The sequence below is a fragment of the Anaerobacillus sp. ABR4_321 genome (assembly GCF_056158505.1).
On record NZ_JBSWTK010000001.1, the window covers coordinates 911,291 to 933,025 of the forward strand.

Here is a 21,735-nt window from a genome sequence, read left to right on the forward strand (position 1 = left end):
AAAAATGTTGAATTAGTATACGAGAGTAGTAAACCGCATGATGAGAGGAGAGATCCTGTTTGGGTGAATCGCTTAACGTGTACCAAAATAGTTACCTCCTGGTGCTGATGTTCCTTCTTCTTGGCTTATTACTACCTATTGTCGCACTCACAGCCGGGAAAATCCTCCGCCCCCATAAGCCTACCGCAGAAAAACAAACAACTTACGAAAGCGGCATCGAGCCGTTCCATCAAAGCTGGATACAGTATAATGTCCGATATTATTTATTCGGGCTTCTATTTGTCATATTCGATGTAGAAACCGTTTTCTTATACCCATGGGCAGTCGCTTATCAGAAACTCGGTTTCTTTGCGTTTATTGAGATGATGATTTTCATCGTCATGCTTCTAATCGGGTTAATTTATGCTTGGAAAAAGAAGGTGTTGAAATGGATATAAGAATAGAAGATATCACGCCCGAAGAATTCGAGGAAATGAAGCAGAATGTCTTTCTCGCAACACTAGAACAAGTAAAATCCTGGGCACGTAGTAATTCGCTTTGGCCGCTTACGTTCGGCCTTGCGTGCTGCGCAATCGAGATGATGGGGTCCGGAGCTTCGCATTATGACTTAGATCGATTTGGGACGTTTTTTCGAACGTCTCCAAGACAATCAGATGTGATGATCGTATCAGGTACGGTGACAAAGAAAATGGCACCTGTATTGAAGCGTCTCTATGATCAAATGCCAGAACCTAAATGGGTAATTGCGATGGGCTCATGTGCAACTGCAGGAGGACCGTATATCAACTCATATGCCGTTGTGAAAGGAGTCGATCAAATCGTACCGGTCGATGTGTACATACCGGGATGTCCACCGAACCCTGCAGCACTCATCTATGGAATAAATAAATTACAGGAAAAGATTCGTTACGAAGCAAAGACCGGAAAGCGGGTGACGAATAAATGACGGATGATTCACGTGAAGACCTTGCTGAACAGAAGCGAAAAGCTGTAGAAGAAGCGAAACGAAAAGCAGCTGAATTACGGAAAGCTCGAGAGGAAAAGAAAGCAGAGGATTCAGAGGATAGAATAGAAGCATCACAGGAAGAAGATTCTGAGCTAGCGAAAAAGAAAGCCGCTGCAGCAGCGAAAGCAAAGGCAGCAGCGTTAAGGAAGAAAAAAGAGCAGGAGGGTGAAGCGTCAGAAACGGAAGAAGACGCAGACCTTGCAAAGAAAAAGGCAGTTGCAGCGGCAAAAGCAAAGGCAGCAGCCTTAAGGAAGAAAAAAGAGCAGGAGGGTGAAGCGTCAGAAACGAAAGAAGACCCAGATCTTGCAAAGAAAAAGGCAGTCGCAGCGGCAAAAGCAAAGGCAGCAGCGTTAAGGAAGAAAAAAGAGCAGGAGGGTGAAGCGTCAGAGCCGGAAGAAGACCCAGATCTTGCAAAGAAAAAGGCAGTTGCAGCGGCGAAAGCGAAGGCAGCTGCTCTGAAGAAAAAGTCTGGATCTGGTGAAAATGAGAAAGCAAAAGCAGTCGCAGCTGCCAAGGCAAAAGCAAAAGCCGCCGCAGCGGCAAAAGCGAAAGGAAAGGCAAAGGAAGAGGAGGCAGAAGAGGTCAAGCCCTCTCCAAATCAACCTCTCTTAGATCGCTACCTCGAAATAATAAAAGAAAACTTAGGTGATGATTTGGTCGAGGATGCTTATATTAACCGCCTTGCGAAAGATGTGCCGACGCTCGTAGCAAAGAAAGAGTCGTATTATCGATTAGCAGAGTTCCTGAAATTTAACGAACTTCTCGCTTTTGACTACCTATCCGAAACGCACGGCACAGACTTTGAAACACATATGGAAATCTACAATCATTTCTATTCTTATATAAATAAACAGAGTGTTGCACTTAAAGTGAAAATCGATCGTGAAAACCCTGTGATACAGTCGATCACACCACTTTGGTCAGGAGCAAACTGGCCAGAGCGTGAGGCATACGACCTCCTTGGCATCGTGTTCGAAGGTCATCCAAATCTGTCTAGAATCATGATGCCTGATGATTGGGTAGGGCATCCTCTTAGAAAAGATTACGAGCCATACGATGTGGAGGTGTAACGATGATTCGTACTGAGGAAATGCTTTTGAATGTAGGGCCGCAGCACCCCAGTACACATGGCGTGTTTCGCATCGTCCTCAAGATTGATGGTGAAGTGATCAAAGAGGCAACACCTGTTATCGGTTACCTCCACAGAGGAACTGAGAAGATTGCTGAAAACCTACAGTATACGCAGATTATTCCATATACAGATCGAATGGATTATCTCGCTGCGATGACAAATAATTATATCCTTTGTCATGCTGTAGAAACGATGATGGCGATGGAACTACCAGAACGAGCAGAATATTTGAGAGTGATCGTCATGGAACTTGGAAGAATAGCGAGCCACCTTGTCTGGTTCGGTACGTATCTCTTAGATATTGGAGCCATGAGCCCCTTTCTTTACGCGTTTCGAGAGCGCGAAGTCATTATTAATCTATTGAATGAGATATCTGGAGGACGTCTCACGTTCAACTATATGAGGGTGGGCGGTGTGAAGTGGGATGCACCAGAAGGCTGGCTTACTAAGGTGCGTGAATTTGTGCCATATATGAGAGAGCAGCTAGCAGGCTACCACGATCTCGTTACAGGAAATGAAATCTTCATGGCTAGGTTAAAAGGAGTCGGAACCTATTCGAGAGAAACGGCACTCTCTTACTCTCTTAGCGGAGCGAACTTGCGCTGTACAGGGGTAGACTGGGATCTTAGAAAAAATGAACCTTACTCCATCTATGAAAGATTTAACTTTGATGTGCCAGTCTTTCATGAAGGTGATGCCCTTTCACGTTACTACTGCCGGATGGGGGAAATTGAAGAAGCGTTGAAAATCGTTGAGCAGGCTGCTGATCAAATTCCTGAGGAAGGAGCCATCATGGCGAAAGTGCCGAGAATTATTAAACCTCCTGCTGGTGAAACGTATGTAAGGATCGAATCTCCACGTGGTGAGATCGGCTGTTACATAGCATCCAAAGGGAAAAAAGAGCCGTATCGCCTCAAGTTTAGAAGGCCATCCTTTTATAACCTTCAGATTCTTCCTGAATTACTTGAAGGAGAAAATATATCCAACTTGATCGCAATTTTAGGAGGGATCGATATCGTTCTCGGGGAGGTGGATGGTTGATGAGTGAATGGCTCACTTCCACACCAGGATACTGGCAAACGGGAGGGTTTTTCCTTGCTGGTACAGCAATGCTGATGGTCGTTCTTGGATTTGTAACGTATGCCATCTTAGCGGAGCGGAAAGTGCTCGGCTTCATGCAGCTCAGACACGGTCCGAACAGAGTCGGCGGCAGGTTTGGTCTTCTTCAGACGGTTGCAGATGTTCTGAAACTATTATTGAAAGAAGATACCATTCCAAGAGACGCCGATCGTCCGCTTTTTATCATCGCACCTGTCATTGCGTTTGCTCCTGCCTTCATCATAATCGCCGTATTACCGTTCACCGAACGGATTTCGTTTGCAGATATCGGAGTAGGATTGCTATTTTACATTGCGATATCAGGGATCACAACGATCGGCATTCTTGCTGGAGGGTGGGCATCGAACAATAAATATGCGTTGTTAGGGAGCATGCGATCAGCGGCTCAAATGATCTCGTATGAAATCCCACTCGTCATGAGTGTCATCGGAATCATTCTATTAACAGGCACTCTTAATCTGAACGAAATTATTATGGCGCAGGAAAACGTCGCGTTCATCTTCAAGCAGCCGCTCGCATTTTTCATCTTTCTGATCGCATCTGTAGCAGAGCTTAATCGAACACCATTCGATCTACCAGAGGCCGAGTCAGAGCTCGTAGCAGGCTATCACGTTGAATATTCGGGGTTCAGATGGGCATTCTTCATGCTCGCTGAGTACGTCTATCTTTTTGCCATGGCATCGTTAACTACCATTCTCTTTTTAGGGGGATGGCAAGCGGTTCCGTTTTTAGATTTTGTACCTGGATTTATCTGGTTCGCACTTAAATTCATCTTCATCGTATTCGTCATGATTTGGATCAGGGCGACATTTCCACGTCTTCGAGCAGATCAATTAATGTCATTTGGATGGAAGGTACTCCTTCCACTCGCACTAGCAAATATCTTTATTACGACGATTTTAATCGAACTATTCCGGTCGTTTTAAATCAGATTCGGTTTAAAAAGGGAGGAAGCAGAGCATGCGAGGACTAGCGAAAGGGTTAGCTTACACCCTTAAGAACCTAACGAAGGAAAAAGTTACGTATGGCTATCCAGAGAAACCGCTCGAAATGCCCGATCGATTTAGAGGCATTCAGAAATTCTACCCTGAGAAATGCATCGTTTGTAATCAATGTGCAGCGATTTGTCCGACAGATTGCATCACCTTAACGGGAAAGAAGCATCCTGACCCTTCGAAAAAAGGGAAGATCATCGATACGTACGACATTAATTTTGAAATCTGCATTCTATGTGATCTCTGCACAGAGGTTTGTCCAACGGAGGCGATTATTATGACGAATAACTTTGAACTCGCTTCTTATAGTAGAGACGATCTGTTCAAGAACCTAGAGTGGCTGGACGAAAATGATACGAATCTTAGAAAGGAAAACAAGGTATGAATGGAGAGCTAATCGTCTTCGTCATCCTTTTTCTAATCACGATCACCGGTGCCTTGCTCATGCTAAATCTCTCAAAAGTCGTTCATATGGTGATGGCGCTCGTTCTAACGTTTCTAGGCATAGCTGGACTTTACGTTATGCTCGCAGCGGAGTTTGTAGCTGTTGTTCAGATTTTAATCTACTCCGGTGCCATCACGATCATCATGCTTTTCGGAATTATGCTCACGAAGCATACCGGTGAAGAGAAGAAGACAGGCTTCGTTAAGAAAGGAATCGTTCTATCTGGAATAACCGCTTTCTTTTTAATCATGTTTTTTGCTGTTAAAGATCTATCACTAGGCGGTCAGGCCACCACCCTGCATGAAAACAATACGGAGCAAATCGGGATCATGCTTTTCACCGAATATGTCATCCCGTTCGAGCTCGTATCGGTCGTTCTACTGGTCGCTCTTGTCGGAGCGGTAATCCTCGCTAAGAAAGAGGAAACCAAGAAAGAAGGTGAGCAGTCATGAGTTCGATACCGCTTTCTGCTTACCTTGTCACGGCGTTATTACTTTTCTGTATGGGACTTTATGGTGCACTAACGAAACGAAATGCCGTAATCGTTCTGATATCGATCGAGCTCATGCTGAATGCTGTGAACGTAAACCTTGTTGCTTTTGCTAAATACGGCGTAGGTGCTTCAATTCGTGGGCAAGTCTTCTCGTTGTTCACGATTACGGTAGCAGCCGCAGAAGCTGCGGTCGGGCTTGCTATTCTGATCGCTTTGTATCGCAATCGAGCAACGGTTAATGTCGATGAAATGAACACATTAAAAAAGTAGCAAAGGGGGGTTATAAATGGATTATGTCTGGCTGATTCCGGTTCTACCACTTCTATCCTTTCTAATCATTTTGTTTACCAGGCCGGTCATTTATAAAAAAGCTGGCATCGTAGGTACCCTGTTTTCCGGCGCTGCTTTTGTTGGAGCACTCATAGTTCTTTTCAGTCATCTCAAAAACGGTAATTTCCTAGTAGAAGGAAATTGGCTATCGATCGACGCACTCACTCTAACGGTCGGATTAGAAGTGAATCCATTGAACGCACTCATGCTCGTCATCGTTACCCTCGTTAGCTTTCTTGTACATATGTATTCGATGGGGTACATGGCAAATGACGAACGGATCGCAACGTTCTTCGGTTATTTAGGGCTTTTTACATTTTCGATGACGGCTCTTGTGTTGTCACCGAACCTTCTTCAAATCTATTTCTTCTGGGAGCTTGTTGGAGTGTGTTCGTTCCTATTAGTAGGTTTCTACTTTTATAAACCTGAAGCAAAGGCGGCAGCAAAGAAAGCGTTCATCGTAACGAGGATTGGAGATGTAGGATTACTTGTTGCGATATTCTTGCTGTACTGGCAGACGGGAACGCTTGAACTAGACGGAATCTTTAGCGCTGCAGAAGCGGGTGAACTAACGCCAGCAGTGATTACGTTAACGGCGATCCTCATTTTCGTAGGAGCAGTCGGGAAATCGGGACAATTTCCACTTCATACGTGGCTTCCTGATGCGATGGAAGGTCCTACACCAGTATCCGCGCTCATTCATGCAGCTACGATGGTAGCGGCTGGTGTTTATCTTGTAGCGGTGATGTTTCCACTTTTCACAGCATCTGACGTTGCGATGATGACTGTAGCAATCACTGGTGGTGTTACGGCAGTCTTTGCAGCGACCATCGCTCTTGTTCAGAACGATATCAAACGAATATTGGCATACTCCACGATCAGTCAGCTTGGGTACATGATGCTTGCCTTAGGTACGGCGGGGTATACCGCAGCAGTCTTTCACCTCACAACGCACGCTTTCTTTAAAGCACTTCTGTTCCTTGCTGCAGGAAGTGTGATCCATGCAGCCCATGAACAAAACATCCACAAGTTAGGTGGACTCGGTAAAAAGTTGAAAGGAACGGCACTCCTGTTTCTAATAGGGAGTTTAGCGATTGCTGGATTTCCGCTGTTCTCCGGCTTCTTTAGTAAGGATGAAATATTGGCTTCTGCCTTCTCGAACGGAAGCTATATTCTCTTTGGATTAGCTCTTCTTACAGCGTTTCTCACGGCTTTTTACATGTTCCGCCTTTACTTTCTGGTCTTTAGCGGAGAGCGTGAGCGTAATGAAGAAATCAAAGAATCTCCTCGTACGATGCTCATTCCCATGATGGTTCTGGCCGTGCTCGCCGTTTTCTCAGGGTTTATTCACACGCACTGGTTCGGAACGTTTCTCGGTGATTGGCTTGAAACTACTCCTTATCCAGTGCTGTTCAGTTCCATCGATGCGCCTTATTGGATAATGATTCTGGCTAGCGCGTTGTCGATCGGAGGAATCGCTCTCGCATGGTTCATGTATGCAAAACAAAGTATCCCAAGAAATTGGCTATATGGATCGATGAAAGAAGTACATCACGTACTGTATCGAAAGTATTTTGTTGATGAACTTTACCGCACTGTATTTGTAAAAGGGCTCTATGCGCTTAGCTACTTCTGGAGCTATTTTGATCGATTCATCGTTGAAGGAGGGGCCGCTGCAGTAAAGGGACTCGTCTCACAACTTGGTAAAACGGGTGTGAAAGTTCAGTCTGGTCAGGTACAGACTTACAGTGCCGTTGCGTTTTCAGGACTCGTCCTCGTTCTTCTAGTCATCGCGGCGTTAGGGGGGTATTTCCAATGACCGGTTTGCTTTCAATTCTTGTGTTCTCGCCGCTCTTAGGAATCATTCTACTTGCGATTCTCTCTCCTGAAAGTCATTTGGTAAAACGGATAGGTACACTCGCTACGGCATTACCGCTTCTTCTCGCCATTGTCGTGTACTCATTGTTTGAACGAGGCGTTGAAGGGATTCAGTTCCAAGAGACGGTTACGTGGTTTGAAATGATGACGTCGATCAGTCCAAATGAGCCTTATATCATCTCATATGAGCTTGGCGTCACGGGACTATCGGTTTTATTCTTGTTTTTAACCTCTCTCATTACGTTTCTTGCTTCCTTTGCAGTCCATCGAATAACGAGTGGAACAAAAGGGTTCTTCATATTATTTCTAGCACTTGAACTCGGCATGCTTGGTGTTTTCTCGAGCGAGAACCTGTTCCTCTTTTTCTTGTTTTTTGAAGTAACGCTCGTCTCCACGTTCTTACTTCTCGGGAGATGGGGTGGTTTTCATAAAGAAAGGGCTGCTTTTTCATTCTTAATCTACAACGGGATTGGATCGGTGCTGCTTCTTATCGTTATCATCACTCTCTTTGTCGAACTGCATACGACGAATATCACGGAAATTACTTCGATGCTGAAAGAAACGGATTCATTTGAGTTTCTCTCATATAACATGAGAATGTGGTTGTTGGTTCTACTACTCCTCGCATTCGGGACCAAACTTCCAATCGTACCCCTTCATTCATGGATGGTACGCGTACACGTAGAAGCGCCGATCGCTCTTGTGATGATTCATGCAGGAGTGTTATTAAAAATTGGTGCATATGGATTGATTCGTTTCGGAGGAGGTTTTTTCCCAGAACAGCTGCAGGACATCTCACTTGTCCTTGCCATTCTTGGATTAATCAACTTGTTGTATGGTGCATTCATCGCGTTCGTTCAAACTGAACTTCGAGCGCTGCTTGCCTATTCGTCTATATCCCATATGGGCATCGTATTACTCGGATTAGCTTCGTTCAATTCAGTTGGTGTTCAGGGTGCAATCTTTCAAACCATCTCACATGGTCTCATTGCAGCACTCCTCTTTCTACTGATCGGAGTTCTCCTCGACCGATTTGGGACGACGAGAATCAGTGAACTTGGAGGCATTGCTAGTCAGACCCCGTTATTTGCTGGTTTCTTTTTAGCGGCAGGACTTGCATCTCTAGGGTTACCAGGCATGAGCGGCTTTATTAGTGAATTCCTAGCGTTTCTAGGATTATTTGAAACGATGCCTGTGATCGGTGCGATTGGTGTCTTAGGTATCATACTAACTGCTGTTTACATCTTGCGAGCCGTACTAGCGGTGACCTTCGGTGAACGGCGACCATCCTTTGATCGGAAAATGGATCTATCCGCAACTGAAGTCGTTTCATCAGCAGTATTACTGATCCTGATCATCTGGATCGGCGTTTATCCAGCAATCTTGTCTAACACGCTGAGAACGATTGGGATAGGGGGTTAGCGTAATGAATATGTCGACTTTGATGCAATACAACTGGGGAAGTATGATGCCTGAATTTATTATTCTCATTACTGCCGTCACAATCTCCTTGATCGATCTATTTACGACGAAAAAAAGTCGTACCATGCTCGTATGGTTTGCACTAGCGGGTGTTGGATTAGCTACGATCTTTCTTTTCCTGCAGTTAGACGACGGTGTCGTTTCGATTTTAGGTGAAACGTTCAGGCTCGATTCGTTTGCGAAAGCGTTCAAACTGCTCATGTTGATCGGTACAGGTTTTGTCCTATTACTCGGCCTTCCATCTAAGGATGATCTAAAGGATGTAAAAGGGGAATACTACTATCTCATCTTAACGGCGCTTCTCGGTGGGATGATGATGGCGTCGAGCGCTGACCTTATCACATTATTCGTCGGTCTTGAGTTATTGAGCTTATCTTCTTATATCCTTGTTGGAATTCGTAAAACGAATCATTTTGCGAACGAAGCTGCCTTTAAATACCTCGTCAACGGAGGGATCGCTACAGCGATCACACTGTTTGGGATGAGTTATGTATATGGACTTTCAGGTGAAACGAATCTGTATGCGATTCAGTCTGCTATGGCAAGCGACATCGTGGCAGATAATCGGTTTCTCATCGTGTTTGCATTTCTAATGATCTTTATCGGACTACTATTCAAGATAGCAGCAGCTCCGTTTCATATGTGGGCACCTGACGTCTATCAGGGAGCTGAAACTCCAGTCACCGCTTTTTTAAGCGTCGTTTCAAAAACAGCTGGGTTTGCCATTATCCTTCGTCTCCTCATGGTACCGTTCGTCTTTGCACCTGGGACAGGAAAAGTAATTACGCCTGAGGGAATGAGTTTTGAATCGCTACTCGTATCTGTTCGCCCATACATAGCGATCATAGCGATCTTAACCATCATCATCGGTAATATTATTGCGCTTAGGCAGTTGAATGCTAAACGCCTCTTCGCTTACTCGAGTATCGCTCATGCAGGTTACATCCTTATTCCTTTTGCGGCATTATCGGAGATGGTGTTTGAAGTCGTATGGTTCTACTTATTGGCGTATCTCCTGATGAACCTTGGGGCATTTGCTGTGATTCATGCTGTAACGAAGGAAAGAGAAGACGTGACGATCGCTTCGTTTGCAGGAATGTTTAGACGCTCACCGTTCATTGCGATCACGATGACGATCTTTCTATTGTCTCTTGCTGGAATACCGTTTACGGCGGGATTCATTGGGAAATTTGAAATATTCATGAGTGCGCTGGGAACAGAGCCAAAGCGTTATTTTCTAACGGCAGCGATGCTTCTAGGAACCGTTCTGTCGTACGTATACTATTTCGGTTTGTTCGTTCAAATGTACTTCAGACCGTCAGATAAGAAGCCGATAACGATTTCAGCAGGGGTGACAGCTGTATTGACGATCACAGCTACAGCTACACTGGTGATTGGAATTTTTCCGTCAACGGCATTAACGTTCATACAAGAGTACTTTCAATTCATGGAAGTGTTTAATCAGTAAGAACCGCAGTCTCATTGGTTTTACCCCTGTCAAGTAGACAGTATAAAAAAACTACGCTGCCAACGCGTGTCGATATTCAATCGGCGCGCGTTGTTTTAATTTCTTTTGGAAACGTCTGTAGTTATAGTGGTAGATGTAATCCTCGATTGCTTGTCTGATCTCATTTTCTGTTTTACACTGTTCGATATACAACTTCTCTGTTTTGAGATGCGAAAAGAAGGACTCAATACAGGCGTTATCTAGGCAGTTTCCTTTGCGAGAGTGGCTGCCCTTAACGCCATATTCTTCTATTCGTATGTTGTATGCCTTAGACGTATACTGAAAGCCTTGATCCGAATGGAGAACGGCTTCAGTTACGTCTTTTTTCTTTGTCCATTGGGCTACTGTATCTAATACAAGTTTTAAATCGTTTCGTTTAGAAAGCTGCCAACTTACGATCTCATTGTTGAATAAATCTTGGATCACCGATAAGTAATAGAATCGTTTACCATCTGACACATAAGTAATGTCCGTCACCATTTTCTGATTCGTTCCCTTGGCTTTAAAGTTGCGTTTTAACCTATTTGGATAGACGACAGACGGGGTGTATCCATGCCTTTTTCTTTTTTTACGGATTACCGATTGAATGCCCATTTCTGTCATCAAGCGATACACTTTTTTGTGGTTAATGTGGTAACCACTTTCTTTTAATAAACGTGTCATGGTAGGATAACCTGTTTCCGGGTGAAGAAAATGAATCCCCATCATATGCATTTGGATGTCATGATCTTGATTGGCCTTTTCATCTCGCTTTGCTTGACTGGCTCTCCATTTGTAATAACTTGATGGTTGGAGGGAAGCAATCTCTAATAACCAAGTGACAGGTGCTTTGCCCCTTAAGCCTTCCACGGTTTCATACTTTATTTTTTGCGTGATTTTTCCTCCTTCCCGAGATTTTGATACTGCTTTTTTAAGTAATCCACCTGCGCTTTCAGGTAATCTCTCTCTTCTTCAATTGTGTTAAAGTTTGTACGCGGCCTACCATACATAGGATTTTCTCCACTGCGACTTCGAATATCAAACGGCTCACCATTCTTCCACTTCTTGACCCACACTTTAAGTTGTGTACAATTCTTTATTCCCAATTCTTCCGCTAGAGCTTTATAACTTTGGGAACCGTTAATGTATTTCATCACGGCATTATGTTTAAAATCGTCTGTATACTGTTGAAACGTTTGTCCTTTTTTAGCCATAGAAAAATCCCCTCCAAGTATCATCCTTTCCTCCACCATATCATGGAGGTTTTTTTGAATGTCTACTTAAAGGGGATAATATCACATTGGGATTGCGGTTTTTTTATTGAGATTTAGGAAAAAATAAAAATATTGTCGAAATTGATGGTAAAATGTAATTTAGAACTTATATTTATGGGGTTAAAGTCCGATATTCATTACGTACAATATCTTTTATAATTAGCAAATAGAAATTGATACAAGTGTGCAAATGAGAGGGGGTAGAGAGATGACGGAAGCACTTGCGCAGCAGTCGATTTTTTCGATTTTTATTCACCTGGTGTTTTTATTGATCACCTGGTGGGCGCTACAAACTGTTCGCTTCGATGTGTTTGTTAAGAAGCCGAATAGTCCACAAGCCAAAGTCCTCATGATACTCCTGACCATCAGCATCGGTTCCCTCACTAGTAGCTTCTTTCTCGATTACTACAACTGGTCCATCCGCCTAAAATACTTGTTCTAACTTAAAAGTCACATTTGGAATTTGTCGGTTAATGACTACAAATTCCATGTATGCCCTAGCCCTCAATGGTCACAATGAAAGTAAGAGACCTGAACGGGGAGAGGGTTAAGATGAAGCTTATGATCGGATTACTGTCAGTCATGCTTCTTGGAAGCTTTTCACATGGTACATCAGTAACGTTTGAAGATGATACGGAAGCAAAGACAGCCGAGATTGCGAACATTTTAATAGACAATGATGTCACAATAAAAAGTTGGTCACTTCATACAAAAGGAAAAATGGGTTTTAAAAGTATTTCCTCAGGGAAGAGACTAACTACGTCGGAGCTTCAAGCCGATTCGCCAGAATATAACTGGATCGAAAAGGTGGACGGTGACGGCATTGTGAAGTTCATTGGCACAAAACTGGATTCGAAATTGGGCATCAAAGACACTGTAACCCTTATTACTTATCCGGAGAATGATCGTAATAGCTCTTATCTTATCTATAATATGGAAGTCTCCGGATTCCACCAGGAGGAATGGCGAACAGCTTACGAACACTTTACGTCACAAAAGTCACAATTTTTCCATGAAGATGCCCCTGTCTTCACTTGTTTTAAAGGGGTAAAAGATGATAAAATGAACATTGTTTTGTACAAAGAGGCGGACAAGCTTTTGAACGATTTTGAAGCCTCGAAAGTTGAAGAAGTTAATGAAGAGACGTTTGTATCACTTTCCGCATACCATAAGAAGTGGAAAGAAACAATTACAACGAACAACCAGAGAATGAACTTACAGATAGCATTACGAGATACAGGAATGGGCGGCGCAACTACCGTCACAATTGGCACACCGATAATTACGACTGAATATTAATATACAAATTGGACGCGGAGGGGAATACGTTGGAAAAAATCATCGTCCGAGGTGGCAGGAGACTGACTGGCTCTGTAAGAGTCGAGGGAGCTAAAAATGCAGTCTTGCCCGTCATCACAGCATCTGTATTAGCACATGAAGGCACGAGCACGTTAAAAGATGTGCCGGCCCTTTCAGATGTACACACGATTAGCGAAGTATTAAGTTATTTGAACGTAGAGTCAGAGATAAATGGAAATACAATTCATGTGGATGCAACAAAACCACTAAAAACAGAAGCACCTTTCGAAGCAGTACGTAAAATGAGAGCTTCGTTTCTAGTTATGGGACCATTATTGGCCCGCGTGGGTCATGCCCGCATCGCACTTCCTGGTGGCTGTGCAATTGGATCAAGGCCGATCGATCAGCATCTTAAAGGCTTTGAAGCAATGGGTGCAGAGGTTCAAATCGGTAATGGATTTATTGAAGCTTCAATTAAAGGAAGACTTCAAGGAGCGAAGATTTACCTTGATTTCCCAAGTGTTGGAGCAACTGAGAACATCATGATGGCAGCAGTTCTTGCGGAAGGCACAACGATTCTTGAGAACGTTGCGCAAGAGCCGGAAATCGTCTGTCTAGCGAATTACCTGAATGCGATGGGTGCAAAAGTACGCGGAGCTGGTACAGGTACGATTCGAATCGAAGGTGTCGAGAAGCTATACGGTGCTGAACACACTGTTATTCCTGACCGCATCGAAGCAGGTACTTTTATGGTAGCATCTGCTATTACAGGCGGAAACGTTCTTGTCGAGAACGCTGTTTCTGAACACCTACGCCCTCTTATTGCAAAGATGCAGGAAATGGGAGTTGAGATTACAGAAGAAGGTAACGGACTACGAGTAATCGGTCCTGAAACACTCAAACCAGTTGATCTTAAGACGATGCCACACCCTGGTTTCCCTACAGATATGCAGTCACAGATGATGGCACTGTTGCTTCAGGCAAAGGGTACAAGTGTGATCACTGAGACAGTCTTTGAAAATCGCTTCATGCACGTTGAAGAGTTCCGTCGCATGAATGGGAACATCAAGATCGAGGGTCGTGCCGCAATCATTGAAGGTCCTTCTGAGTTACAAGGTGCTGAAGTATCAGCTACTGATCTTCGCGCTGGAGCTGCACTGATCCTTGCTGGTCTAGTTGCTGACGGCTACACGCGTGTAGATGAGCTTAAGCACTTAGATCGTGGCTATGTGAACTTTGCTGAGAAGCTTGCTGCTCTTGGAGCTGACGTTGAACGCGTCAAGCTTGAAGAAACAGAGCAAACAGCAGAAACTGTAGCTGAAGAAACAGACGTTAAACCAAAATTAGCGTAAGTGAAAACCGTAGCGATGAGCTACGGTTTTTTTGTTATGAATGGAAGCTCCTCCCCTATAAAATATTCATTAAAAGTTAAACGTAAGGAGCTTCATGATAAAAGCTTCAACAAAAGAAAAATATCGAGTAAAACCGTTAACAAACCCTTCCTCACGTACCTCACCATTACACCGATACCTCGTTTCGTTTCTGTTCTAAATGGTTGTCCACTTCCATAAGGTGTTAGTGGAGATACAATTTAGATGACGGGGGCATGCGAATGAAAAAGATCCTTCTTATCCTTATCTTATTTGCTGGCATTATAATTCTTTTGCCATCTATGTTAGTGCTACCATATGGATCATCTGGGGGATCACCAGTGACTACTGACTCGAAAAGAGAAAGTAACAATATGCCAACTGCAAAAGCCGTGAATGTCGATGTACCGGTCTATCGTGCACAGCTTGAGAAGACGGTGAACGTTCCAATTGAAGAATATGTAACTGGAGTAGTAGCAGCTGAGATGCCAGCAGAGTTTAATCTAGAAGCTCTGAAGGCGCAGGCGTTGACAGCAAGAACGTTCGTCGTTACGAGGCTTGCAAATCCCACAGAAGAACTTCCTGGGAACGCAATCGTCACTGACACGATCCAACACCAGGTATATAAAAGTAACGATGAGTTGAAGAAAGCATGGGGAAAAGAGTTTGAGAGTAAGTATGCGAAGATCGAAAAGGCTGTTGAAGAAACAGTTGGTCAGATTTTAACGTATGAAGGCAATCCGATCTACGCTTCATTTTTCTCAACGAGCAACGGATACACGGAGAACTCGGAAGACTACTGGGAAAATGCTGCTCCATATCTTAGAAGCGTAGAAAGTCCTTGGGATAAGCAGTCGCCTAAGTACTCCGACGAAATGTCGTTCTCGAAAAGTGAGTTCGAACAAAAGCTTGGTGTTACCCTTCCATCGGATGGATCGGTCGGAACGATAAAGAACCTCACGACTGGGAAGCGGGTTGGGGAGGTTGAAGTAGCTGGTAAATCATTTACTGGAAGAGAAATTCGAGACCTACTAGGTTTAAGGTCTTCTGACTTCACCTGGGAGCGGGATGGAGATCGAATTTCTGTCACTACGAAAGGCTATGGACACGGCGTTGGAATGAGTCAATATGGTGCAAATGGAATGGCTGAAGAAGGAAGAGACTACGATGAAATCGTGAAACACTACTATAAAGGTGTGGCGATCAGTGAGATGGGCCGCTATGTTGATAACTTAACAGCACATCGTTAACAGCCGCAGCAATGCGGTTTTTTGCTTGTTAGGACGGCGTATTTTGAGAAAATGAAAAGAAAATGCATAAAAATAACGGACTTGTCGAAAAATAAATAGATATTTTTTCAGGAATGTGTATAGAAACCTTGTAACCTGACAACAATGGTTGCTGAGGTGATGATAAATGGGAGATGAAAACAAAAAATCTCATCCTATTGAAAAAAGCGCTTCTAAATGGCAAAAGCTAGCTAGAAAGCGTTGGATTTATCCAGCAGTATACCTTGGATTCGCAGCACTAGTACTAACAGCAGTGCTTTGGATGCAAGGCGGTCAAGAAAATGCAGAAGAGCCCCGTGACTTGAGTGGTATTGATTCTGACAGAAGTGCCTATGATGCTGATGAAAAGTCTGTCCCGGTTCTAGGAGATTCTGAAGTCTTTAAAGTACCTGCTTCTGAAGATAGTGGCGTATTTGTTCAAAAGCAATATTACGACGCTGAAGCTAGCACTGACGAACAAAAAGCTGCTCTCGTATTCTATAATAATACCTACTACCAGAATTCAGGAATCGACTATGCGAAAGAAGATGGAGCAAGTTTTGAAGTCGTTGCTGCAATGAGTGGTAAAGTTGTGAAAGCAGAAAAAGATCAGTTGCTTGGTAACGTTGTACACATCGAACATGCAGATGGCGTTGTAACTGTTTATGAGTCTCTTGATAAGCTTGAAGTTGCTGAAGGCGACAAAGTGAAGCAAGGTGATGAGTTAGGTACAGCTGGAACGAACACATTCGACACTGATGCTGGCGTACATGTACATTTTGAAGTACGTAAAGACGGTACACCAGTTAACCCGCTTGATGTATTCAACCAACCATCCTCTGCTGTAGAAGTACAGGATAGTGAAGAGAAAGCTGGTAACCCTGTAACAAATCCTTCTGCTTCAGAAGGAAATCAGGGAGTAGACTCTGAGAAAGACGCTGAAGAGAAAGCTGAAAAAGACGCTACTGAAGAAAAAGGTTCAAAAGACACAGAAGATGCAGATGAAAAAGGTTCGAAAGACTCAAACACCAACAATGAAAAAGGGTCAAAAGACTCTCAATAAGAAACAGGCCTCCGAGCGATCGGGGGCTTTTTCTCTGTTATCAATGAATATTTTCAACAATAATCGACCTTTCCCGGGAAATAGGAGGTGGTTTTATGTAGGATATTCATGAACGATTGGAAGATTTGTGGAAAATTAATCTTGACTTATAGGAGTAATAACTTGATAATGTAAAATATGATTTAAATATTCAGATAATTTAGACGAAAGGAGACCCTACCATTTTATACGTTTTTATCGTCGCGGTATTGATTAGCATCGTCGTTACTGTTCAGAAAAGAAAGCCTCTATTTTTATTGATGCCCATCGGCCTATTGGGTGTTTATCTCATTGTTGAAATTGCCAGAGTTCCTCTTGGTTTTGGAGAAACTGTGGAACTTATTTTTAACTTAAAATAATTGGAGGTGGAAGTAGAGTGAAGAAGATTGATAAAAAGACTGCAGATGCTTATATAAAAGCTAGATTTCGTCTGACCACTGTTCTATTAATCATTTGGTTGACCGTCTCGTTCGGCATGGTCTTGATTGCTGAAACGCTAGCGCAGTATACGTTCAACGGCTTTCCACTGCATTATTTCATGGGTGCTCAAGGTTCGATCGTCGTGTTTATCATTCTATTATTTGTTAACGCTTACATATGCGACCGTATCGATGAGAAATACAATCTAGTAGAGAAAAAGAGTAAGAATGTAAAGGGACAAACACTTAGTCAATAAGAGGGAGGATATGAATGGATTCTCAGTTTCTAGTATCATTACTACTTATTATTGCCTCGTTTGGATTGTATATTGGAATAGCCGTTTACAATAGAGCTAAGCAAACGTCAGAATTTTTCGTAGCGGGTCGTGGGGTTCCATCGGTCTATAATGGGATGGCGATCGGCGCTGACTGGATGAGTGCAGCTTCATTCATCGGTTTAGCAGGAACCGTTATGGTACTCGGCTATGATGGACTTGCTTACATCATGGGCTGGACAGGCGGCTATTTGCTTCTAACATTTCTATTAGCACCTCAACTCCGTAAATCTGGGCGATACACAGTTCCAGAGTTCATCGGAGATCGGTTTCAAAGTAAAACAGCACTCGTTATTGCGGCGATCGCAACAATTATCATCAGTTTTACATACTCGATCGGTCAGCTCGCAGGTTCAGGCGTAGTTATCGGGAGACTTTTTGAAGTAGATGCGAAGATTGGCGTTATGATCGGGGTTGTAATCATTGCAATCTACGCAACGATGGGCGGGATGAAAGGGATTACCTGGACTCAGGTAGCTCAGTACATCATCTTGATCATTGCCTATCTTGTTCCGATCATCTTCATGTCTCTTCAAATCACGAACAATCCACTACCATGGTTAAGTTACGGAAACATCGTATCTGAATTAGGAGAACTCGATCGGGAGCTCGGAATTTCGGAATATTTTACGCCTTTCGATACCGGTTCAAAGTGGCAGTTTCTCGCACTGATGTTTAGTTTGATGGCCGGAACAGCAGGATTACCGCACGTCATCGTCCGTTTTTATACTGTATCGACGATGAAAGCTGCTAGATGGAGTGGTGCATGGGCACTGTTGTTCATCGGATTACTCTATCTCTCAGCACCAGCGTACGCTGCTTTTTCTCGCTTCATCTTGATGAAACAAGTAGCGGGTAGTCCGATTGATAACTTACCTGGCTGGACTGAGAAATGGATCAACACAGGCTTACTCAGTATGGCAGACGGAAACTCTGATGGCATTCTTCAGTGGCAAGAAATTGCCATCAGTAATGACATTGTTGTTATGGCTACTCCGGAAATCGCAAATTTAGGAATCTTTGTGATCGGCCTTGTAGCTGCTGGGGCGATGGCTGCAGCTCTTTCAACCGCAGGCGGACTTCTGATGGCCATTTCTTCATCCTTTTCACATGATATTTATTTCCGTATTATTAATCCGAATGCCTCTGAGAAGAAGCGTATGGCCGTCGCACGCTGGTCGATTCTGATCGCAACGATCGTAGCAGGCCTTGTGGCTTTGAATCCACCTGGGGTAATCACTCAAATCGTTGCCTGGGCGTTTGCGCTCGCTTCTGGTACGTTCTTCCCTGCGCTCATATTAGGAGTATGGTGGAAACGTGCAAATGCATATGGAGTTATTTCTGGAATGATTGTGGGCCTTCTCGTAACCTTAACTTATATCTTCCTAGCGAAGTTTGGTGGAGTTACAGTATTTGGAATCATCGACACAGGAGCAGGCGTGTTCGGCGCGGTAGCTGCTTTCTTAACGAATATCATTGTTTCACTAAGCACAGCCCCACCATCACAGAAAACGCAAGAAGAGGTGTTGGACCTAAGATACCCTGAACAATTGAAGTACAAAGATGGCGAAGTATGGAAAGATGATGAAGTCATTTAACGTGCTAGCCCCGGATACCATGGTATCCGGGGCTTTTTATTTTTATTATCTTTTCTATAGATGTGCTTAGAAGATTGAAGAAAACTTGTTAATACGATACTTCAAAGTTGATTTGAGCGGAAGGTGCTCGCCTTCTGCGGGACTAGTGGGACAGGTGATACCCCAGAGGCGCATAGGTCTTCGCAGGTGGCTCAACGCCCACCGAGCTAAAGCGAGCACCTGCAGCGTATATCAACCACTACTCACAGATAATGGCTATTATTTTAAATAAAATTTAATAAAATCACTTGTCCCTCTTGACTTTTTGGTATATAACTATCCAACCCCTAATAAAATGTTACAAAACTTAGTAAATGAGGGGCAGAGGTGAGAAGTTGTGGTAAGGCTTCGAAGTATTCTTGTACACAATTCTCCTGACATCATGTAGATCGACTTGATGACTTGAGCTTCGTAGCATGATCACTTTATCAGTCTCATTTCGCATCTCTCACATCCAATTTAGGGAGGCGAGTGGTGTGCACGATTACATCAAAGAGCGAACCATCAAGATTGGAAATTACATCGTGGAGACGAAGAAAACGGTGAGGGTGATCGCCAAAGAATTTGGAGTGTCAAAAAGCACCGTCCATAAAGACCTTACTGAAAGACTCCCAGAAATCAATCCTGACCTGGCCAACGAGGTGAAAGAAATTCTTGAGTATCATAAATCGATACGACACCTTCGAGGCGGGGAAGCGACTAGAATAAAATATAGAAAGGATACTGAGAAGGAAGAAGCTGTAAAATAGGTGAAAAACGACAATTTTTTCTAAATCTTTTTCTTCCATGTTCACTTTTGTGATACAATATACTAATGGATATGAACTCTATACATACTAGGAATGGAACTATAGATGAGTGATTGAACACAGGGAGGATAGATCATGTTATCACGTGATATAGGGATTGACTTAGGTACTGCGAACGTACTGATTTATTTAAAGGGAAAAGGGATTGTCCTTGATGAGCCTTCTGTTGTAGCGATCGACACCACAACGGGTAAAGCACTTGCCGTAGGTGAAGAAGCAAGGCAGATGGTAGGCCGGACGCCTGGAAACATCGTTCCTACCCGTCCATTGAAGGATGGGGTCATCGCTGACTTCGATATTACAGAAGTGATGCTTAGACATTTCTTGAACAAGATCAATGTGAAAAGCTTTTTATCGAAGCCGCGTATTTTAATTTGTACACCGACTAACATCACATCGGTTGAGAAAAAAGCGATCAAAGAAGCTGCTGAAAAAAGCGGTGGGAAACAAATTTTCCTAGAAGAAGAGCCAAAGGTTGCCGCAATTGGTGCTGGAATGGATATCTTCCAACCGAGCGGAAATATGGTAGTGGATATAGGCGGTGGGACGACTGATATCGCAGTACTATCGATGGGCGATATCGTCACCGCCTCTTCCATTAAGATGGCAGGGGACAAGTTCGATTACGAGATCTTAGACTATATCAAGAAAGAGTACAAGCTATTGATCGGTGAACGAACGGCAGAACAGATCAAGATCAATGTTGCAACGGTATTTCCAGGTGGTCGGAAAGAAGAGCTCGACATACGCGGACGTGACATGGTTACTGGACTTCCTAGAACCATCACAGTGAAATCTGATGAAATTCAGCAGGCGTTACAAGAACCGATCTCTCATATGGTGATGGCAGCGAAAAGCGTTCTTGAACGTACTCCTCCTGAACTTTCGGCAGATATCATCGATCGCGGCGTAATCATGACAGGTGGAGGCGCGCTTCTTCATGGAATCGATCAATTGTTTGCTGAAGAATTGATGGTTCCTGTATTAGTTGCTGAAGAACCAATGAGCTGCGTTGCAAAAGGGACAGGCTTAATGCTAGAACATATGGACAAAATCGCTAAAAAGAAACTAGTCTAACTTATCGGAAGTTCTTAGGTAACGGAAACTATTCGTAAGGGTGTTATCATGATGGCGAACAACCATGAAAACGTAAATGAAACCTCAGAAATCAACATGAATGATGAGGAGAAAAAGACAAAGAATAAGAAAATAAAAGAGCGTATGCCTAGAATTCGGTTGATCCCGATTTGGCTGCGCCTTATTCTCGTTGTACTGCTTCTTGCCTTTTCACTGGCTGCAGGAGCTATGATTGGATACGGGGTCATCGGAGAAGGGAGCCCGGGAGACATTTTCAAAAAAGAGACCTGGGTGAAGATCTCTGATATTGTTAAGAAAGAAACGGAGTAAAAGAAGGGAGCACTCGTGATGATGGACATTCAAGATATCAAATCGATCATTCCACATCGCTATCCTTTTCTACTTGTCGACAAGATCGTTGAAGTAGAGGAAGAAGTGAGAGCGATCGGAATTAAAAACGTTACAGCCAACGAAGAATTTTTCAACGGTCACTTTCCTGATTACCCTGTCATGCCAGGTGTTTTAATTGTAGAAGCACTTGCGCAGGTAGGTGCGGTTGCTATGCTTAAGAAGGAAGAGAACCAAGGGAAGCTTGCTTTCTTTACAGGCATCGATAAATGCCGCTTTAAGAGACAAGTTAAGCCAGGTGATCAGCTCCGCTTAGAAGTTGAGATCATCCGTATTAAAGGACCTATGGGCAAAGGAAAAGCGACAGCGACGGTCGATGGTGAAGTTGCTGCGGAAGCGGAAATCATGTTTGCCCTCAAATAACGATCTTT

23 protein-coding genes are annotated in these 21,735 nt (G+C 43.6%); 22 read left to right on the forward strand and 1 reads right to left on the reverse strand.

The features are described 5' to 3' along the window. Positions 1–107: 107 nt before the first annotated feature. Genes ACXADT_RS04965 through nuoN form a run of 11 tightly spaced genes read left to right on the forward strand, consistent with a single transcriptional unit; the run spans position 108 to position 10,348 of the window. Positions 108–437: an NADH-quinone oxidoreductase subunit A gene (locus ACXADT_RS04965; protein ID WP_270180637.1), complete on the forward strand. Its 330-nt coding sequence runs from the start codon at positions 108–110 to the stop codon at positions 435–437. Continuing rightward, entirely contained in the window at positions 428–946 is a 519-nt protein-coding gene (locus tag ACXADT_RS04970; protein ID WP_270180371.1) for a NuoB/complex I 20 kDa subunit family protein, read from the forward strand. The genes ACXADT_RS04965 and ACXADT_RS04970 overlap by 10 nt, the downstream gene beginning before the upstream one ends. Further along, a complete protein-coding gene (locus tag ACXADT_RS04975) occupies positions 943–2,076 on the forward strand; it encodes an NADH-quinone oxidoreductase subunit C (protein WP_474833409.1) in 1,134 nt (377 codons plus the stop codon). The genes ACXADT_RS04970 and ACXADT_RS04975 overlap by 4 nt, the downstream gene beginning before the upstream one ends. Positions 2,077–2,078: 2 nt before the next feature. Continuing rightward, positions 2,079–3,179 (forward strand): NADH-quinone oxidoreductase subunit D, encoded by a 1,101-nt coding sequence (locus ACXADT_RS04980; protein ID WP_270180369.1) that lies wholly within the window; start codon positions 2,079–2,081, stop codon positions 3,177–3,179. Next, positions 3,179–4,183, forward strand: a complete 1,005-nt coding sequence (gene nuoH / locus ACXADT_RS04985) for an NADH-quinone oxidoreductase subunit NuoH (protein ID WP_474833410.1) — start codon at positions 3,179–3,181, stop codon at positions 4,181–4,183. Before ACXADT_RS04980 ends, nuoH begins: the two co-directional genes overlap by 1 nt. 34 nt (positions 4,184–4,217) lie before the next feature. After that, on the forward strand, positions 4,218–4,637 hold the full coding sequence (gene nuoI / locus ACXADT_RS04990; RefSeq protein WP_270180367.1) for an NADH-quinone oxidoreductase subunit NuoI: 420 nt from the start codon (positions 4,218–4,220) through the stop codon (positions 4,635–4,637). Then, positions 4,634–5,149 carry an NADH-quinone oxidoreductase subunit J gene (locus tag ACXADT_RS04995; protein ID WP_270180366.1) on the forward strand — a complete coding sequence of 172 codons (516 nt, stop codon included), beginning with the start codon at positions 4,634–4,636 and terminating at the stop codon, positions 5,147–5,149. Before nuoI ends, ACXADT_RS04995 begins: the two co-directional genes overlap by 4 nt. After that, entirely contained in the window at positions 5,146–5,460 is a 315-nt protein-coding gene (gene nuoK / locus ACXADT_RS05000; protein WP_270180365.1) for an NADH-quinone oxidoreductase subunit NuoK, read from the forward strand. Before ACXADT_RS04995 ends, nuoK begins: the two co-directional genes overlap by 4 nt. A gap of 16 nt (positions 5,461–5,476) precedes the next feature. Beyond that, the gene (gene nuoL, locus ACXADT_RS05005) at positions 5,477–7,339 is read left to right on the forward strand and encodes an NADH-quinone oxidoreductase subunit L (protein WP_474833412.1); all 1,863 of its coding nucleotides are present in this window, start codon (positions 5,477–5,479) and stop codon (positions 7,337–7,339) included. Further along, positions 7,336–8,820 (forward strand): complex I subunit 4 family protein, encoded by a 1,485-nt coding sequence (locus ACXADT_RS05010; protein ID WP_474833414.1) that lies wholly within the window; start codon positions 7,336–7,338, stop codon positions 8,818–8,820. Before nuoL ends, ACXADT_RS05010 begins: the two co-directional genes overlap by 4 nt. 4 nt (positions 8,821–8,824) lie before the next feature. Next, entirely contained in the window at positions 8,825–10,348 is a 1,524-nt protein-coding gene (nuoN, locus tag ACXADT_RS05015; protein ID WP_474833416.1) for an NADH-quinone oxidoreductase subunit NuoN, read from the forward strand. Positions 10,349–10,399: 51 nt separating this feature from the next. Here nuoN and ACXADT_RS05020 read toward each other — a convergent pair. Beyond that, positions 10,400–11,580 (reverse strand): IS3 family transposase gene (locus ACXADT_RS05020; protein WP_474833418.1). Its coding sequence is split into 2 segments (ribosomal slippage): positions 10,400–11,289 and positions 11,289–11,580, totalling 1,182 coding nucleotides; the frame shifts between segments, so codons are not numbered across the junction. 268 nt (positions 11,581–11,848) lie between these two features. On the opposite strand from ACXADT_RS05020, the gene ACXADT_RS05025 reads away from it, so the two are divergent. The 11 genes from ACXADT_RS05025 (at position 11,849) to fabZ (ending at position 21,727) form a co-directional block, all read left to right on the forward strand. Continuing rightward, positions 11,849–12,082 carry a DUF1146 family protein gene (locus tag ACXADT_RS05025; RefSeq protein ID WP_270180361.1) on the forward strand — a complete coding sequence of 78 codons (234 nt, stop codon included), beginning with the start codon at positions 11,849–11,851 and terminating at the stop codon, positions 12,080–12,082. Positions 12,083–12,192: 110 nt separating this feature from the next. Then, positions 12,193–12,939 carry a YwmB family TATA-box binding protein gene (locus tag ACXADT_RS05030; RefSeq protein WP_270180360.1) on the forward strand — a complete coding sequence of 249 codons (747 nt, stop codon included), beginning with the start codon at positions 12,193–12,195 and terminating at the stop codon, positions 12,937–12,939. A 29-nt stretch (positions 12,940–12,968) separates the two neighbouring features. Then, the gene (murA, locus tag ACXADT_RS05035; RefSeq protein ID WP_474833420.1) at positions 12,969–14,291 is read left to right on the forward strand and encodes a UDP-N-acetylglucosamine 1-carboxyvinyltransferase; all 1,323 of its coding nucleotides are present in this window, start codon (positions 12,969–12,971) and stop codon (positions 14,289–14,291) included. A 254-nt stretch (positions 14,292–14,545) separates the two neighbouring features. Continuing rightward, positions 14,546–15,559 carry a stage II sporulation protein D gene (gene spoIID / locus ACXADT_RS05040; protein WP_474833421.1) on the forward strand — a complete coding sequence of 338 codons (1,014 nt, stop codon included), beginning with the start codon at positions 14,546–14,548 and terminating at the stop codon, positions 15,557–15,559. A gap of 166 nt (positions 15,560–15,725) precedes the next feature. Further along, positions 15,726–16,640 (forward strand): peptidoglycan DD-metalloendopeptidase family protein, encoded by a 915-nt coding sequence (locus ACXADT_RS05045; protein ID WP_474833423.1) that lies wholly within the window; start codon positions 15,726–15,728, stop codon positions 16,638–16,640. A 415-nt stretch (positions 16,641–17,055) separates the two neighbouring features. Then, entirely contained in the window at positions 17,056–17,355 is a 300-nt protein-coding gene (locus tag ACXADT_RS05050; protein ID WP_474810050.1) for a DUF4212 domain-containing protein, read from the forward strand. A gap of 14 nt (positions 17,356–17,369) precedes the next feature. Beyond that, positions 17,370–19,031, forward strand: coding sequence for a sodium:solute symporter family protein (locus ACXADT_RS05055; RefSeq protein ID WP_270180355.1), 1,662 nt, complete (start codon positions 17,370–17,372; stop codon positions 19,029–19,031). A 515-nt stretch (positions 19,032–19,546) separates the two neighbouring features. Continuing rightward, positions 19,547–19,819 carry a sporulation transcriptional regulator SpoIIID gene (gene spoIIID / locus ACXADT_RS05060; RefSeq protein WP_224880233.1) on the forward strand — a complete coding sequence of 91 codons (273 nt, stop codon included), beginning with the start codon at positions 19,547–19,549 and terminating at the stop codon, positions 19,817–19,819. Positions 19,820–19,954: 135 nt separating this feature from the next. Beyond that, entirely contained in the window at positions 19,955–20,956 is a 1,002-nt protein-coding gene (gene mreB, locus ACXADT_RS05065) for a rod shape-determining protein (protein ID WP_270180354.1), read from the forward strand. Positions 20,957–21,007: 51 nt separating this feature from the next. Beyond that, positions 21,008–21,286 carry a DNA-directed RNA polymerase subunit beta gene (locus ACXADT_RS05070; RefSeq protein ID WP_474833424.1) on the forward strand — a complete coding sequence of 93 codons (279 nt, stop codon included), beginning with the start codon at positions 21,008–21,010 and terminating at the stop codon, positions 21,284–21,286. Positions 21,287–21,304: 18 nt separating this feature from the next. Continuing rightward, positions 21,305–21,727: a 3-hydroxyacyl-ACP dehydratase FabZ gene (fabZ, locus tag ACXADT_RS05075; RefSeq protein WP_224880227.1), complete on the forward strand. Its 423-nt coding sequence runs from the start codon at positions 21,305–21,307 to the stop codon at positions 21,725–21,727. The last annotated feature ends 8 nt before the right edge of the window (positions 21,728–21,735 follow it).

What these genes read in the sequence shown, in the direction of transcription:
- ACXADT_RS04965 (WP_270180637.1), top strand. Translation starts at nt 108, where the DNA reads ATGTTCCTTCTTCTTGGCTTATTACTACCTATTGTCGCACTCACAGCC.
- ACXADT_RS04970 (WP_270180371.1), top strand. Translation starts at nt 428, where the DNA reads ATGGATATAAGAATAGAAGATATCACGCCCGAAGAATTCGAGGAAATG.
- ACXADT_RS04975 (WP_474833409.1), top strand. Translation starts at nt 943, where the DNA reads ATGACGGATGATTCACGTGAAGACCTTGCTGAACAGAAGCGAAAAGCT.
- ACXADT_RS04980 (WP_270180369.1), top strand. Translation starts at nt 2,079, where the DNA reads ATGATTCGTACTGAGGAAATGCTTTTGAATGTAGGGCCGCAGCACCCC.
- nuoH (WP_474833410.1), top strand. Translation starts at nt 3,179, where the DNA reads ATGAGTGAATGGCTCACTTCCACACCAGGATACTGGCAAACGGGAGGG.
- nuoI (WP_270180367.1), top strand. Translation starts at nt 4,218, where the DNA reads ATGCGAGGACTAGCGAAAGGGTTAGCTTACACCCTTAAGAACCTAACG.
- ACXADT_RS04995 (WP_270180366.1), top strand. Translation starts at nt 4,634, where the DNA reads ATGAATGGAGAGCTAATCGTCTTCGTCATCCTTTTTCTAATCACGATC.
- nuoK (WP_270180365.1), top strand. Translation starts at nt 5,146, where the DNA reads ATGAGTTCGATACCGCTTTCTGCTTACCTTGTCACGGCGTTATTACTT.
- nuoL (WP_474833412.1), top strand. Translation starts at nt 5,477, where the DNA reads ATGGATTATGTCTGGCTGATTCCGGTTCTACCACTTCTATCCTTTCTA.
- ACXADT_RS05010 (WP_474833414.1), top strand. Translation starts at nt 7,336, where the DNA reads ATGACCGGTTTGCTTTCAATTCTTGTGTTCTCGCCGCTCTTAGGAATC.
- nuoN (WP_474833416.1), top strand. Translation starts at nt 8,825, where the DNA reads ATGAATATGTCGACTTTGATGCAATACAACTGGGGAAGTATGATGCCT.
- ACXADT_RS05025 (WP_270180361.1), top strand. Translation starts at nt 11,849, where the DNA reads ATGACGGAAGCACTTGCGCAGCAGTCGATTTTTTCGATTTTTATTCAC.
- ACXADT_RS05030 (WP_270180360.1), top strand. Translation starts at nt 12,193, where the DNA reads ATGAAGCTTATGATCGGATTACTGTCAGTCATGCTTCTTGGAAGCTTT.
- spoIID (WP_474833421.1), top strand. Translation starts at nt 14,546, where the DNA reads ATGCGAATGAAAAAGATCCTTCTTATCCTTATCTTATTTGCTGGCATT.
- ACXADT_RS05045 (WP_474833423.1), top strand. Translation starts at nt 15,726, where the DNA reads ATGGGAGATGAAAACAAAAAATCTCATCCTATTGAAAAAAGCGCTTCT.
- ACXADT_RS05055 (WP_270180355.1), top strand. Translation starts at nt 17,370, where the DNA reads ATGGATTCTCAGTTTCTAGTATCATTACTACTTATTATTGCCTCGTTT.
- mreB (WP_270180354.1), top strand. Translation starts at nt 19,955, where the DNA reads ATGTTATCACGTGATATAGGGATTGACTTAGGTACTGCGAACGTACTG.
- ACXADT_RS05070 (WP_474833424.1), top strand. Translation starts at nt 21,008, where the DNA reads ATGGCGAACAACCATGAAAACGTAAATGAAACCTCAGAAATCAACATG.
- fabZ (WP_224880227.1), top strand. Translation starts at nt 21,305, where the DNA reads ATGATGGACATTCAAGATATCAAATCGATCATTCCACATCGCTATCCT.